Consider the following 15,003-nt stretch of genomic DNA (forward strand, 5'->3'; position numbering starts at 1 on the left):
TCACGTGGGGTTATCGAGGAGGACAATTAGTGAATCAATTAGAGAAAGATTATAGACACTGTCACAATATTATGAAGTTACATTCAAAGACGTTCTCATATGCATTTGATATGTTAGAACTGAATAAAAAGAAAGCGGTGTGGGCAATTTATGCCGTTTGTCGCATTATAGATGATAGTATCGATGAATATCAAGATCTCGAACAATTAGAATGTATCGCAAATGATTTGGATGCAATATATAACCATAACGTTCAACGATATCAAAGCGACGATTCCATTATGAATGCTTATCGCCATACGTTGAAAGACTATGCTATTCCTCACCAACCGTTACAAACTCTTATACATTATGTTAAAGAAGATTTACATTTAAAACGCATACAAACTGACGAGGACTTATCTCTATATTGTTATGGTGTGGCAGGAACAGTGGGTGAATTGCTCACACCCATACTAGCATCAAAACAAAAAGCGCATATTAAACAAGCTGAACACGCAGGAATTGCTTTAGGAAAAGCACTTCAATTAACAAATATTTTAAGAGATGTTGGAGAAGATTTTAAACGAGATAGAATTTATTTAAGCAGAGAACGATTAGCATTATATAATGTCGATTTATTTGCTATATATCAAGGTGGTATAACTCAATCATATATTAATTTATGGGAAAGTTATGCTCAAGAAGCCACTGCGTTATATGAAAAAGCTTTAAATGGGATGACTTATTTTGATGAAGAAGTACGTTATATTATTGAAGTAGCAGCAAGCATATATCTTGAAATACTTGAAGAAGTTAGACAATCCAGATACACATTGCATCAAAAAGTTTTTGTTAATAAAAGAAAAAAATTAAAAATTTATCGTGAAGTTATGGCGAAATATAATAGAGGTGAATCTATATGAGAATTGCAGTCATAGGTGGTGGTGTATCAGGATTAGCATCAGCTGCGCGGTTAGCCGCAAGAGGTCATCAAGTCGATATTTATGAGAAAAACAAACAAATAGGTGGTAGGATGAATCAAATAAAGCAAGATGGCTTTACGTTTGATATGGGTCCTACAATTGTGATGATGCCCGAAATTTATCAAGATGTATTTAAGTATGCTAATAGAGATATCAATGATTATTTAGAAATCAAACAATTGTCTCATATTTATGATGTTTACTTCAGTGATGACGATCAAGTGCGTGTACCTACAGACTTATCTCAATTAAGAGATATGCTTGAATCTATTGAACCGAATTCTACACATGGATTTATGTCATTCTTAACCGATATTTACGAGCGATATGAAATTGCACGAAAGCATTTCTTAGAACGTACATTTCGTAAGCCTTCAGACTTCTATAATCCATATACATTATATCAAGGTATGAAATTAAAGACATTCGATAAAGCAGATAACTTAATAGAAAAATATGTCGCTAACGACAAAATTCAAAAGATTTTAGCATTTCAAACGTTATATATCGGAATAGATCCGAAAAAAAGCCCCTCGTTATATTCCATTATTCCAATGATTGAATTGATGTTTGGTGTGCACTTTATTAAAGGTGGCATGTATCGCTTTGCAGAAGCGCTTCAAACTTTAAATGAAGAACTTGGTACACATATATACACAGGGACGAATGTAGAAGAAATCATCATTGATCCACGTTATAAGCGTGCGGAAGGTCTAAAAGTAGAGGGTCGCATTGAACGTTATGATAAAGTTTTATGTACAGCAGATTTTCCTTATGCCGCATCATCATTGATTAAAAAATCATTTCAATCTAAGAAATATACAACAGAAAATATCAATAATATGGATTATTCTTGCTCAGCATTTTTAATGTATATAGGTGTTGATTTGGATTTGTCAGAAGAAATTTTACTACATAATGTCATATTCTCACAAGATTTTGATGAAAATATTAAAGAAATCTTCAATGGCACATTATCAGAAGATCCTTCTATATATGTTTATGCGCCAAGCGTTGAAGATAAAACGCTCGCTCCAGAGGGTCAAACAGGAATATACGTGTTAATGCCAGTATCCGAGCTTAAGACTGGTCATGTAGATTGGACAGATGAAGCGACAGTATCACAAGTGAAAGAAATAGTTTATAAAAAAATGGCTACTGTTAAAGCATTAGCACATGTAAAAGAACATATCGTAACTGAAATCATATTTACACCTAAAGATTTCGAAAGTCATTATCATGCGAAATTTGGGGCAGCCTTTGGTTTAATGCCAACGCTTGCTCAAAGTAATTATTATAGACCACCGAATATAAGTAGAAATTATCAAAATCTTTACTTTGCAGGAGCAAGTGTACATCCAGGTGCAGGTGTACCTATCGTCTTAACAAGTGCGAAAATTACAGTAGACGCGATGTTAGAAGATATAGAAAAAGGTATATAAAAAAGCAACTAGGACATAGTAATCTAGAATGGTCATTAGATTACTATGTCCTAGTTTTTTTATTGTGTATTAATCAAATATAATTGTTTGAGGTGTATCGACCTCATCATCATTCATAATTTTGATGGCTTTAGGTGTTAATTTAAGTACGCATAAATCGGGATCATTTTTAGAATCGAAAAATGAGTTATCTTGTTTATTCCAAAGCCAATCAATCGTATCTTTATCTTTGAGAATTTCTACGTGTGCTTCTATTTCAAGAAAGCTACGATTCTTTGTTTCGTCATATCCAATTAAGACATGTGCTCTAGGATTATCCTTAAACTCAATAACTTTTTGAGAATCAATGCTTGTCTTTGTATATAGTGTATAATCATCATGATAAAAAACCATATATCGACTATTTGGTATATTGTTAAGTGCTGTAGAAAGTACACCGATTCTAGATGTATCTAATATACGTTCAATTTCAGCTTTGACTTTATCATTTGTCATATCTCAATCACCTCTACAATCTATTTACCCTAAAGTCTCATATTGTATGCATAGTCATTATGTGAATCTGTATAACGAAAATTTGTCATATTACCATGATAGTTGCTCCAAGAACTTAACTAGTCGCTTGTAAAATTCCTGTAAATAAGAAACCAATACTATTAAGTAAGAGGGAAGTTATGATTAATGTTTATACTTTTGCGCTAAGACGATTTCGTTATAATTTATATTCTCACGTATTTGTCCTGCAACGGTGTTATTGATTTTGTTGTGTTTAATGAGCTCGTCTAAATAGTGGCGTTGCATATATAATGCTTGTAATTTATGATTTGTAAATGATTCTTGAGATACCACTTGATGTGAATGGTCGTCTTGTTTACGACGTTGTTCTTGCCATTTCAGTATTCTACTAATGTTGTAATACTGATTAATAACCAGACTTACTTCTAATACATTTGTACTATTCTGTTCTTCTTTCATACGTAACGTAACATGATGGTTCACGATACGCATAATTTTTTGAACGTCTTTAAAACTATTCGCGTATTCTTGCATTTTTGTTTCTTTATCCTCTGATTTGAAATGCTTAATTGCTTTTAATCGAATGACAAACATCTTGATGTAGTTGATAGCTTTATCTCTAAAGGAGGCATTACGATGTGTTTCAGATAACTCTACAACATTACGGTAGTTATTAATATCTTGGTACGTAGCTTTATCACTTTCGATTAGTCTTTCTAATGTTTCTGTTTCAACTGTATGGGCGATTTCTTCTAAACGTTTTAGTTCTTTAGTGTTTTTATTATTCGGTTCGGAATTAAGTAGGAATAATAACTCTCCATAATATTGATTGAGCACAGGTCTAAAATCTGCATTGCTATCAACTTTACTTTCCGATTTCAAATGAGCAATGACTTGTTGTACGATAAATATCTTAGCAGATTGATAAGTCATGCCTTTAGTTGATGAAGTCTTGGCTGTAGGTGTGATAAGAGGTAAGACCACTTGTGCTAATATTAGGCTTAATAAGACCATTAATGATGCAATAAATAATAAATCATTTCGATATAGAAAAGCGTCACCTTGTGTAATGACATAAGGTAAAGTTAGTGCCATTGATAATGAAATCGTCCCATGAATACCACACATTGTCATTATAAATGCATAGCGAAGTCGTGATGGTGGTGTTTCAAAGGTGTCATCATTTAAATAGGATTGGATATTTTTCGGATAATAAAAATCTTTATACCAAAAATAAACCCATACAAAACGACAAATATATATGGCTAAAGCAATCAGTAGTGTTGTTGTGATTAAGAATATTAAGTTATCAGGTTCTGTTTGGAAGATGTCTATTATGACTGTTGGAACAAGATAACCTAAGACAACAAATACAAATCCATTCAAGGCATAACTTAATGTGCTCCAAATTTGATGATAATTCATTTGAAGCTCGGTTTGAGCTTTAATGAGCCGGTCGCGTTCCCAGCCATGAATCAGTCCGGCAACAACGACTGCTATGATACCAGAAGCATGAAAGTGTTCTGCTAAGAAATATACAGCAAATGGCGTTAATAATTGAATAAATGTTAACGTATTATTATCTTTTAAACCTTTATTAGCTGTTAAATCTATTCGGATTCTTACAATAATTATTCCAACAATAGCACCAATCAAGACACCAATGATAGTTGAAATGACAAACTGTTCAATAGCGTGAACGGCTGAGAATGCACCTGTAACTAAAGCTGTAACCGCGATTTTAAATGAAATAATACCTGCTGCATCGTTTAGTAAAGACTCTCCTTCTAGAATAGACATAGAACCTTTAGGTAATAATTTTCCACGTGTAATCGCTGAGACCGCAACAGCATCTGTCGGACAAAGTATAGCAGCAATGGCAAATGCGGCAGGCATCGGTAATTCTGGCCATATCCAATGAACAAAATAACCAACACCAATAACCGTAGTAAATACGAGTGCCATAGACATTAATAATATCGGTTTACGATATGCTAACAAATTAGAACGTGAAACATGAGTGCCTTCAACAAATAATAGTGGTGCAATAACGGCTATCATAAATAATTCAGAATTAAATTCAAAGTACAAATCAATTGGTAAGAAAAAGACACCAACGCCTAATCCAATTTGAATAAATGCAGTCGGTATATTAGGAAATCGATTGTTAATAATCGAACTAATAATAACTGCCAAAATAAATATTAAAAGTGCTTCTAATAATTCCATATCAAACTCCTTAACATTTTATCAAACATATTTTAACACTTTTCAATAGAGCAGGACATTATATTTATGTGTCTATATAGATTGTTTATGAGTATTGATAATCAGAATTATTCAAATGGAATCATATTAGAGGCATAGATTGCGATACGTATATTTAATGATTGGATTGGATCTTCTATATTAGTGCCTATTAGATTACTACATTTGTTTATACGATATTTGACGGTATTTCTATGGATAAATATTTTCTCTGCTGTTTTTGTGATATCGCACTGGTTATCCATATAAATTTTTAATGTTTGTTTTAATTCTATGTCTTTTTTAGTCTTTGGATAGCTAAGTGGACCGAGTGTATGTTTCACAAATGGTAAGAGCTTCTCTTGTGGTATGAGCTGCAATAATTCTTGAATATCTTTCGAATGGTATTGGGAAATAAATGATTTTTCATTGTTAAATAAGCCATTCTCAAATGCTTCGCTTGCTTCAAAGAATGATGAAGGTAATTGAGAGAACTCTGTTACTTCATTTCCTATACCAAAAGATATTTGATCTTCAAAATAATCATTGTAACTGATTTGTAGTCGTTCAATCATCTCTAGGTGATCTTCTTGTTTGTTCTGTATTAAAATGACAAAGCGATCATTGCTTGGTAATCGATAAACACTGATGTATGAGTCGATTTCGGATAATTTATCTGTTAACCATTGAAAAGTTAATTGGTGCAATTCGTTTAAGTAATAACTATTTTCTAAGTTAGTCTTAGCATCTATGCCACAAATGATAGTTTGGTAGTAGTCTGATGGGTAGATATAATATTGTCTTAATAAATCCGCATGTTTTTTGATAGATAATGCTTGGTCACTTTTGTTGTAGACGAGTGATTCAAAGAAGCGGTTAATGTCGTTCTTTTCTACTTCTTGAATTTTAGTATTTTTGTACAAGGCGAAACTAAGCACGCTCACAACTTGTTCAATTGTTAAAAGACTAAATGGATAAGAAAGTTTATTCACTTGAGATACCATTATGTAGTAAGGGAAATATGTGTAACCCAACACTTTAAAGATAACATGGTCTTTATTTTCGAATACTAAGTTGTTTTTATCTTGTGTGAGTTCCTCTTGTTGATGTGCATTGAAATAAGCGACGTGTTCAGATAATAATGACTGACTTTGTCTATAGTGATGACTGATCGCTTCAGGCTTCTTGAACGGGTTAAATAATATAATAGGTACGCCAAGTAATTTACTCATGCGTTCAATCATATTATCAATGCTGAACCCTTTAATAAGCAGTTGGTTAAGTTCTTGTTGAACTTGTAATGCATAATTTAATTTGCCCGTTTCAGAGTCGGATATAAAGGATGAAATTTCATGCGTAATCTCACCTAAGTTCCAACTTTCAGGAATTTCTATTAACGGAAATTGCAATTCGTCTGCAAAATCTATCACATCTTGGTCAATTTTATGTAAAAATCTTGAGACTTTAATACCAAGACCAGCTGTTTGAATGTCACTTAAGTCTTTAATTAATTTCTTTAAATTCTCCTGATTATCTTGGAAAAGTACGCCCGTTGTTAAGATGAAGGCATTGCTAGATGTGAAATGTTTAATGTCATTGTTTTCAGTAATGTCTAGACTCGTTACTTCAGAAGATAAATCTCCTTTTCTATTAATAAGCTCTAAACCTTTAAATTGAGGTATAGATAAAATTTCGTTTAGAGTTGTCATCATAAGGCCTCCCGTTTTTGTTTATCTTTCAATGAAGATTATATAAAAGTGAAAACGATTTTTTATAAATGAAACCGTTATTTTTTGTCAAAATGTTATCTGTTTTGTTCAAAATGACCAATGATTTTTATTTCTAAAATTTATTATACACAAAATTTGTACGAAACCTATAATTTTAAATTCTATATATGTTAAGAACTACAAAGAAAAACGCTTACATAAGTTTTACACTTGTATATGAAGAGTTCATAGCTAGTTATTAGCTGATTAATTCAAAGGAGACATATAGAATGGCAAGAGGAGCAAACGACGTGGCATTAACTCCAGCCGAATTTGAAAAACGTGGCTATAACAAAGATATAATGCCTAAAACGTCAGCACAAAGAAACAATTCGGCATTTAACTTTTTTACATTATGGATGGGTGCCGTTCATAATATACCGAACTATACTGCAGTAGGTGGATTCTTATTAATCGGACTATCACCTTTACAGGTAATATTCGCATTAATATTAAGTTCATTTATTATTGCATTATTGTTAGTAGCAAATGGTTATGCTGGTTCTAAATATGGTATACCTTTTGCGATGCAATTGCGTCATACATACGGAGATGTAGGTGCAAAGTTACCAGGTATACTACGTGGTGTTGTAGCTGGTATTGCTTGGTTTGGACTTCAAACCTTTGCGGGTTCACAAGCACTATTAATCTTATTGAATAAGATTTTCCCTGGATTCGCTGATATCGCAAGCGGTGTGACGATTCTAGGTATTTCAATTCCTGGATTAATCGCATTCTTAATATTCTGGGCAATCAGTTTCGCAATTGGATTTGGTGGTGGAGAAATACTTAATAAATTCACTGCCGTATTAAACCCACTTATATACATTGTATTTGGTGGTATGGCAATCTGGGGCGTCATGGCTGCAGGAGGCGTTGGCAACATTTTAGATTATGAAATTTCAACGAAATCTAGCGGTATTATTTACCCAGCGATTTTATCATTTATTTTAATCTTTAATTCATTATTAGGTGTATGGGCAGGACCTGGTGCAAGTGTATCTGACTTTACTCAAAATGCGAAATCTACGAAGACGCAAATTGTCGGTCAAATTTCAGGTATCGTTGTTGCACATATCTTATTCGCGATTGCGAGTGTATTCATTATTATTGGTGGTTCTATTTATCTAGGTCACCAAGAGTGGAACATTTTAACAATCATTAATGAATGGGATAGTTTCTGGGCAATTCTCATATCAACTGGTGTATTATTAATGACAACTATTTCTACAAATGCGACAAGTAATATTATTCCAGCAGCGTATCAATTAAGTGCGTTATTGCCCAAGTGGATTAATTATCGCCGTGGTGTAGTCATTGCTTCAGTACTGAGTGTTGTGATTATGCCATGGAAAATGATGGAGAACGAGGATAGTATCTTCGTATTTTTAAATGCTATTGGGGCAATACTTGGACCTGTAGCAGGTGTCATGATTGTACATTTCTATATTGTGTCTAGACGTCACATTGATATAGATAAATTGTATTTTGATTTACGTGTAAAAGATCAAAAAATACCACGCATTAATATTTCGGCATATATCGGAACAATTGCTGGTGTTGTTATTTCATTACTTGGATTCTTACCAGGATTCACAGTGATTTCAGACTTTTCATGGTTTATCGGCTTTATTGTAGCCGGCGGTGTTTATATCATTTTACATTATGTATTTCATGCAGATAAAAGTAAAAAAGAAGGAGTGGCATATAATGAAGTATGATTTAATTATCAAAAATGGTTTAGTTATTTTAGAAGATGGCGCGCAAAAAGTTGAAGTTGGTGTCAAAGACGGGAAAATTGCGGCGATCGGACAAGAATTAGGAGAAGCTGAACAAATTGTTGATGCAAAAAATCAAATCGTTTCACCAGGTATGGTAGATGCTCACGTGCATATTACAGAACCAGGTGGCGGATACCGTGACGGATGGGAAGGTTACGTAACAGGTACTAATGCAGCTGCTAAAGGTGGCGTAACATCATTTGTTGAAATGCCATTAAACCAAGTACCAGCTACTACAGATAAAGCTTCTATCCAAGCTAAATTTGATGCAGGTAAAGATGAGTTAGCTGTAGATGTTGCAAGTTACGGAGGATTAGTACCATATAACTTAAACGGTGGTATTCAAGAATTAGATGAAGCGGGCGTTGTTGCCTATAAAGCATTCTTAGCAACTTGTGGTGACCGTACAATCGAAGGCGATTTTGAAAATGTTGATGACTATTCATTATATGAAGGTATGAAACAAATTGCTAAAACGGGAAAAATCTTATCTATCCATTCAGAAAATGCTACAATTACAGATCGTTTAGGTGAAATCGCTAAAGAAAATGGAGAAACAACATTAAGTGCATATGTGGATTCTAGACCAGTATTTACTGAAGTTGAACCAATCCGCAAAATCGTATTATTCGCTAAAGAAACAGGTTGTCGCGTGCATATCGTACACGTTGCTTGTGAAGAAGGCGTTGAAGAAGTGATCAAAGCTCAACAAGAAGGTGTAGATATTACATGTGAAACATGTACACATTACTTATACTTCTACAAAGAAGAGTTAGATTCAATCGGACCAGTTGTTAAATGTTCACCACCAATTCGTGAACAATCTCGATTAGAAGGTATGTGGGATCGCGTATTAAACGGAGACATTAACTTCGTAACATCTGACCATTCACCATGTACACCAGATTTAAAAGATACTGACAATGCATTCGAAGCATGGGGCGGTATTGCAGGATTACAAAATAACGTAGATATACTATTTGACGAAGGCGTTCAAAAACGTAATATGTCATTACAAAAATTTGCTGATATCATTGCAACAGCACCAGCAAAACGCTTTGGATTAGATACGAAAGGAAGCATCGCACTAGGAAAAGATGCAGACTTTGTATTTATCAAACCAGAAGCACCATATACATTACAAGCAGAAGACTTAGCATATAGAAATAAAATGAGTCCATATATTGGTCGAGAAATCGGCGCGCAAGTTACAAAAACAATATTAAGAGGACAAGAAATTTATGATCAAGAAACAGGTGTAACAGAAGCACGCTTAGGACGCTTTATCTAAGAATTATATATAAGGAAAGGCAGGGACCATCGTGGTGTCCCTGCCTTTTTTTCGTATTGGAGGGGTGAGCTAGGTTTTTCTAGGAGGAAGGGGCGGAATCTCTTGGCTTAAGTATTGAATAAAGCCAAGAGATTGAGAAAGTCGTGGCTTAAGTATTGAATAAAGCCAAGAGATGGCTGAAGTCGTGGCTTAAGTATTGAGTAAAGCCAAGAGATGGCTGAAGTCGTGGCTTAAGTATTGAATAAAGCCAAGAGATGGCTGAAGTCGTGGCTTAAGTGATGAATAAAGCCAAGAGATAGTGGAAGTCGTGGCTTAAGTGATGAATAAAGCCAAGAGATAATGGAAGTCGTGGCTTAAGTATTGAGTAAAGCCAAGAGATGGCCCAAGTCATGGCTTAAGTGATGAGTAAAGCCAAGAGATAGCCCAAGTCATGGCTTAAGTGATGAGTAAAGCCAAGAGATAGCCCAAGTCATGGCTTAAGTGATGAATAAAGCCAAGAGATAGTGGAAATCATGACTTAAGTGATGAATAAAGCCAAGAGATAATGGAAGTCGTGGCTTAAGTATTGAGTAAAGCCAAGAGATAGCCCAATATATGAGTTAAAATACTAGTAAACTCACATCCCCTCAACTCACATCCCTCACCAATCCCCCTCAATATCCTACTCCAACACGGTGTCGAGCTTGGCTAGTTCGATTGTTGTTTGTATGAGGAGGTTAATGCCTTTTTCGATTTGGTCTGCTGTGACGGATTCTTTTGGTGAATGGCTAATACCTTCTTTACATGGTATAAATATCATACTTGTTGGACATATGGGTGCGATGATCATAGCATCATGTCCTGCGCCACTGTACATATAATTATATGTGTATCCTAATTGCTGACAGTTGTCTTCGTTGATTTGTGCAATTTTATGATTGAAACTGCGTGGTGTATCTTGACCTAAATCTTCCAATTCATAATGTGCATTGCGATGATCTGTTATGCATTCAATGTGTGATGTGATTTCATCAACGACTTGTTCTCGTACGGCTTCATTCTTACCTCTAATGTCTATTAAAAGTGTGACTTCTCCTGGTATGGCATTCATTGTATTTGGATATACATCTGCATAACCGACTGTTGTCACAATTCCTTTATCATGATAAGCACGTCCAATTTCTTCGATTTTTAAGATGATTTCTGCGGATGTTGTCAGTGCATCTATTCTCATTGGCATGGGTGTTGAACCTGAATGACTCGTCACGCCTTGAATTTTTAATTTAAAACGATGCGGACCTGCTACATCTGTCACGATGCCGATATCTTTATGTTTCTTCTCTAAAATAGGACCTTGCTCGATGTGTAATTCTAAAAATGCTTTAATATTGTTTCTTTCAAATAATGCTGCTTTACCATGCATGTCTTGAGCAAGTGGTGCGACAATATCATAAAGTACATTCCCGTCGTTATCTTTAATATATTTCATATCTTCTTTCGTCATATTGCCTGTGAGATATTTACTACCTAATGTCGCTTCATTAAATCTTGTAGATTCTTCACAAGCAAAGGCAATGATAATAATGGGATGATCCGTTTCTATTTGATATTTATTTAAATATTCAACAACTTCCAACGCACCAACAACACCAAGTAGTCCGTCATATTGCCCGCCGTCTTTAACCGTATCTATATGAGAACCTAATACGACTGGTTTAAAGTCTGGATTTTTACCTTCTCGACGCGCAATAACATTTCCGAAGAAATCAAAGTAGACATCTAGACCAGCTTTTTGGCAAAGCATTGAGAATTTAAGTGCTGCTACACGTTCTGAATGTGTAAAAGCAATTCGGTTAATACCACCATTTTCAGAATTACGTGCAAATTGATTAAACGTTTCTAGATTTTCCATGACATTTTGAATGTTCATTATTTATCCTCCTTGAATTAAGTTTGATGATTGACTTAAAAATTGTACGGCTTGTTTATACAGTGAAATACTTGTTGGTGTTACTTCACGATCAAAATCATGTTGGTCTAAATCGAGCGTTTCTAAATGACTATGCTCAATTTGGCGGTAAGTATGTTCACTTTCACTATACGGAACATCTGGGTCACCTTTGCAATGTACAATGAAAGTCGGTGGAAATTGTTTTAATTCTTTAGGTGAAATATTATATGCACTTGCTGTTGATGATTGAATACCTAAATAAGATAACCACTTCGCTTGGCCGCGTACATATAAATAAATCGGATATCTCGTTTGTAATGAGCCAAAAGTTAAAGGATTAGGTTGTATAAGTTGATTTAATATCGCTGGTGTAATTTGAGTTGATAAAGCTTGGTATTGTGCGTTCGGTCTTAAAAATGCAGGAACATGAACACGTGCATAGCCATAAAAATCAAGAATGCCTGCAACTTCACGATAACGTGCAACCATTAAACTTAAGAATCCACCAGCTGAACGACCAAATGTATAGATTGGTAATGCCTCATATAGGGCACTGATTTCATCGTATTGAGCTAATGCATCTGAGATAATCGTATCAATCGGGCTCTCTGGTGCTAATCGATAAGAAACGAGTACAAGATGGTAGGACTCTGTCAAAATATCTATATACGTTTGTGGTAAGTCATCACGTTGACCAAAAATTAACCCGCCACCATGAAAGTACATGATAACCCCTTGAGGGTGTTCATTTTTAGATTCGATGATGGTATAGGGTAATTGAAAACTATCATTTGATAAACACATTGAATGATTTTGAGTCAAAACAACTCAGCCTCCTAGAAGATATATTTTCCTAATCATAGTATCTCAAATTAAATTTAGGTCGTATTTGTATAAAACATATAAAAGTTAAGCGAATTATTGTATGTTTTGTGAATGATAACAAAAATGTAACCGCTTATAATAGTAATTGACATGAAAAGGAGATGAATTATATGGACATCCGTTCTTCTTTCGAAGCGCTAGATAAACAGTTTACTTCATTTGGAGGTTTGACAGGTGGCGGTATTACACGCTTACTTTATTCAAAAGAATGGTCAAACGCTGTTCGCGCATTAAAAGAAACATTAGATAAAGAAGGATTTGAAGCACAATTCGATGACATTGGTAACTTAAGAGGTCGTATTGAAGGTAGTAAATACCCAGAAGAAACGATTATGTCTGGTTCTCATATTGATACAGTTGTTGAAGGTGGCCATTTAGATGGTCAATTCGGTGTATTAGCAGCACTTGTAGCGATGCAATCATTGAAAGCAGAATACGGACAACCATTACGTTCTTTAGAAATTTTAGCTTTAGCAGAAGAAGAAGGCAGTCGCTTCCCATTTGCATTCTGGGGTAGTAAGAACTTCTTCAACTTAACAGGTAAAGACGATGTAGATACAATTGCTGATGCTGAAGGTATTCAATTTAAAGATGCTATGCGTGAAGTAGGATTTGATTATCGTACAGAAGACAATGACTACAGTCGCATTAAAGCATTTATCGAAGTTCATATTGAACAAGGAAAAGTGTTAGAAACAGAACAAAAATCAATTGGTGTCGTTAACGGTATCGTTGGACAAAAACGTTATACAGTTAATTTAAAAGGTGAAGCAAACCATGCAGGTACGACACCAATGGGCTTAAGAAGAGATGCTGTCATCGCATTTAGTAAAATCGCGACACAATTGACAGAACGTGCAAGAGAATTAGGAGATCCATTAGTATTAACATTTGGTCGCGTCGACCCAATACCAAATACCGTAAATGTTGTGCCAGGTGAAGTGACATTCTCAATCGATTGTCGTCACATTGACCAAGATGCATTAAATCAATTTGCTGAAGAAATCGATGCATGTATTAAACGCGTATCTGAAGAAGAAGGCGTTGAACACGATATTGATTTATGGATGGACGAAGCACCAACCTTAATGAATGAAGATTTAGTTAAGACAATCGAACGCGCTGCAGAAACAGTCGTGGGTGAATCGGATTGGAAACTGATGTCTTCAGGTGCAGGTCACGATTCACAAATCTTCGCACAATATGTACCAACTTCTATGTTGTTTGTGCCATCTATAAATGGTGTGAGTCACAACGTTGAAGAAGAGACAAATGTTGAAGATTTAGTAAAAGGTATCGAAGTATTGAAACAAGTATTATATGAGCTTGCTTATCAAGAATAAATAAATTTTTAAAAATAGAGATAGAGAAAAGGAGTATTGATCATGGGTTACATTAATCATAATCAAGGTTATAGAGAAGGACTTTTAGAAACACGTTCAGTTATTAAGAAAGACAACTATGCAGTTATTACACCAGACGGCTTAGTAAACAACGTTGTACCAGGTTTCGAAGATTGCGACGTTACAATTTTAGGTTCACCAAGATTAGGTGCTCGCTTTGTAGACTACTTAGTAACATTAAAAAATCAAGGCGGAAATAGACAAGGCTTTGGTGGAGACGGCGTTCAAACATTTATTTACGTTGAATACGGTAAAATCAACGCATACGCAGATGACAAAAAATATGAATTAGCAGCTGGTGGATACTTATACGTACCAAGTCACCAAGTTATGACTTTTGAAAACAGCAATCAAAACAATGATAGTCGCGTATTCTTATATAAAAAACGTTACCAACCTTTAGAAGGATTCACACCAGAAGTTGTAACTGGAAATGTGAATGACATGGTTCAAGAACCTTATGAAGGTATGGAAGAAGTTACAATTCTTGATTTATTACCTAAAGAATTAGCATATGACATGAACATTCATATCTTGTCATTTAAACCAGGTGCTTCACACGGATATATTGAAACACACGTTCAAGAACACGGTGCTTATGTATTAAGTGGTCGCGGTATGTACAACTTAGATAACGAATGGCAACCAGTTGATAAAGGTGATTACATCTTTATGGGCGCTTATGCACCACAAGCAACTTATGCTGTAGGCTTAGACGAACCATTCGCTTATATTTACTCTAAAGATGCAAATAGAGATATCGAAATTTAAGGA

At 34.7% G+C, this 15,003-nt stretch carries 11 protein-coding genes; 6 read left to right on the forward strand and 5 right to left on the reverse strand.

The features are described 5' to 3' along the window. Nucleotides 1-29: 29 nt before the first annotated feature. Together MHH94_RS00730 and MHH94_RS00735 are read left to right on the forward strand one after the other, a co-directional pair. On the forward strand, nt 30-905 hold the full coding sequence (locus MHH94_RS00730) for a phytoene/squalene synthase family protein (RefSeq protein ID WP_048540397.1): 876 nt from the start codon (nt 30-32) through the stop codon (nt 903-905). Continuing rightward, nucleotides 902-2,407, forward strand: a complete 1,506-nt coding sequence (locus MHH94_RS00735; RefSeq protein WP_048540398.1) for a phytoene desaturase family protein — start codon at nt 902-904, stop codon at nt 2,405-2,407. The genes MHH94_RS00730 and MHH94_RS00735 overlap by 4 nt, the downstream gene beginning before the upstream one ends. 69 nt (nt 2,408-2,476) lie before the next feature. Here MHH94_RS00735 and MHH94_RS00740 read toward each other — a convergent pair whose 3' ends face one another. From MHH94_RS00740 to MHH94_RS00755, 3 genes are all read right to left on the reverse strand, one after another. After that, nucleotides 2,477-2,902, reverse strand: coding sequence for a pyridoxamine 5'-phosphate oxidase family protein (locus tag MHH94_RS00740; RefSeq protein WP_078355360.1), 426 nt, complete (start codon nt 2,900-2,902; stop codon nt 2,477-2,479). Nucleotides 2,903-3,085: 183 nt separating this feature from the next. Next, the gene (locus MHH94_RS00750; protein ID WP_078355359.1) at nt 3,086-5,152 is read right to left on the reverse strand and encodes a cation:proton antiporter; all 2,067 of its coding nucleotides are present in this window, start codon (nt 5,150-5,152) and stop codon (nt 3,086-3,088) included. Nucleotides 5,153-5,259: 107 nt separating this feature from the next. After that, the gene (locus tag MHH94_RS00755) at nt 5,260-6,879 is read right to left on the reverse strand and encodes a PucR family transcriptional regulator (protein WP_048540401.1); all 1,620 of its coding nucleotides are present in this window, start codon (nt 6,877-6,879) and stop codon (nt 5,260-5,262) included. Nucleotides 6,880-7,169: 290 nt separating this feature from the next. Between MHH94_RS00755 and allW the strand changes: the two genes are divergently transcribed. Further along, nucleotides 7,170-8,660 carry an allantoin permease gene (gene allW, locus MHH94_RS00760; protein ID WP_340839297.1) on the forward strand — a complete coding sequence of 497 codons (1,491 nt, stop codon included), beginning with the start codon at nt 7,170-7,172 and terminating at the stop codon, nt 8,658-8,660. Further along, nucleotides 8,650-10,011 (forward strand): allantoinase AllB, encoded by a 1,362-nt coding sequence (gene allB / locus MHH94_RS00765; protein ID WP_084756232.1) that lies wholly within the window; start codon nt 8,650-8,652, stop codon nt 10,009-10,011. The genes allW and allB overlap by 11 nt, the downstream gene beginning before the upstream one ends. A 661-nt stretch (nt 10,012-10,672) precedes the next feature. Here the strand turns inward: allB and MHH94_RS00770 are convergent. Both MHH94_RS00770 and MHH94_RS00775 read right to left on the reverse strand, forming a co-directional pair. After that, nucleotides 10,673-11,920 carry a Zn-dependent hydrolase gene (locus MHH94_RS00770; protein WP_107601930.1) on the reverse strand — a complete coding sequence of 416 codons (1,248 nt, stop codon included), beginning with the start codon at nt 11,918-11,920 and terminating at the stop codon, nt 10,673-10,675. Nucleotides 11,921-11,923: 3 nt separating this feature from the next. Then, nucleotides 11,924-12,763 carry an alpha/beta hydrolase gene (locus MHH94_RS00775; RefSeq protein WP_107601929.1) on the reverse strand — a complete coding sequence of 280 codons (840 nt, stop codon included), beginning with the start codon at nt 12,761-12,763 and terminating at the stop codon, nt 11,924-11,926. A gap of 173 nt (nt 12,764-12,936) precedes the next feature. On the opposite strand from MHH94_RS00775, the gene allC reads away from it, so the two are divergent. Beyond that, entirely contained in the window at nt 12,937-14,169 is a 1,233-nt protein-coding gene (gene allC, locus MHH94_RS00780) for an allantoate deiminase (protein ID WP_078355355.1), read from the forward strand. 42 nt (nt 14,170-14,211) lie between these two features. Then, on the forward strand, nt 14,212-15,000 hold the full coding sequence (gene allE / locus MHH94_RS00785) for a (S)-ureidoglycine aminohydrolase (protein WP_058590917.1): 789 nt from the start codon (nt 14,212-14,214) through the stop codon (nt 14,998-15,000). Nucleotides 15,001-15,003 lie beyond the last annotated feature (3 nt).

Source organism: Mammaliicoccus sp. FSL K6-3158 (assembly GCF_038005105.1).
Lineage (GTDB): Bacteria > Bacillota > Bacilli > Staphylococcales > Staphylococcaceae > Mammaliicoccus > Mammaliicoccus sciuri.

Coding starts and splice junctions, on each gene's coding strand:
- allC (WP_078355355.1), top strand. CDS start 12,937: ATGGACATCCGTTCTTCTTTCGAAGCGCTAGATAAACAGTTTACTTCA.
- MHH94_RS00740 (WP_078355360.1), bottom strand. CDS start 2,902: ATGACAAATGATAAAGTCAAAGCTGAAATTGAACGTATATTAGATACA.
- MHH94_RS00755 (WP_048540401.1), bottom strand. CDS start 6,879: ATGACAACTCTAAACGAAATTTTATCTATACCTCAATTTAAAGGTTTA.
- MHH94_RS00750 (WP_078355359.1), bottom strand. CDS start 5,152: ATGGAATTATTAGAAGCACTTTTAATATTTATTTTGGCAGTTATTATT.
- allE (WP_058590917.1), top strand. CDS start 14,212: ATGGGTTACATTAATCATAATCAAGGTTATAGAGAAGGACTTTTAGAA.
- allB (WP_084756232.1), top strand. CDS start 8,650: ATGAAGTATGATTTAATTATCAAAAATGGTTTAGTTATTTTAGAAGAT.
- allW (WP_340839297.1), top strand. CDS start 7,170: ATGGCAAGAGGAGCAAACGACGTGGCATTAACTCCAGCCGAATTTGAA.
- MHH94_RS00770 (WP_107601930.1), bottom strand. CDS start 11,920: ATGAACATTCAAAATGTCATGGAAAATCTAGAAACGTTTAATCAATTT.
- MHH94_RS00735 (WP_048540398.1), top strand. CDS start 902: ATGAGAATTGCAGTCATAGGTGGTGGTGTATCAGGATTAGCATCAGCT.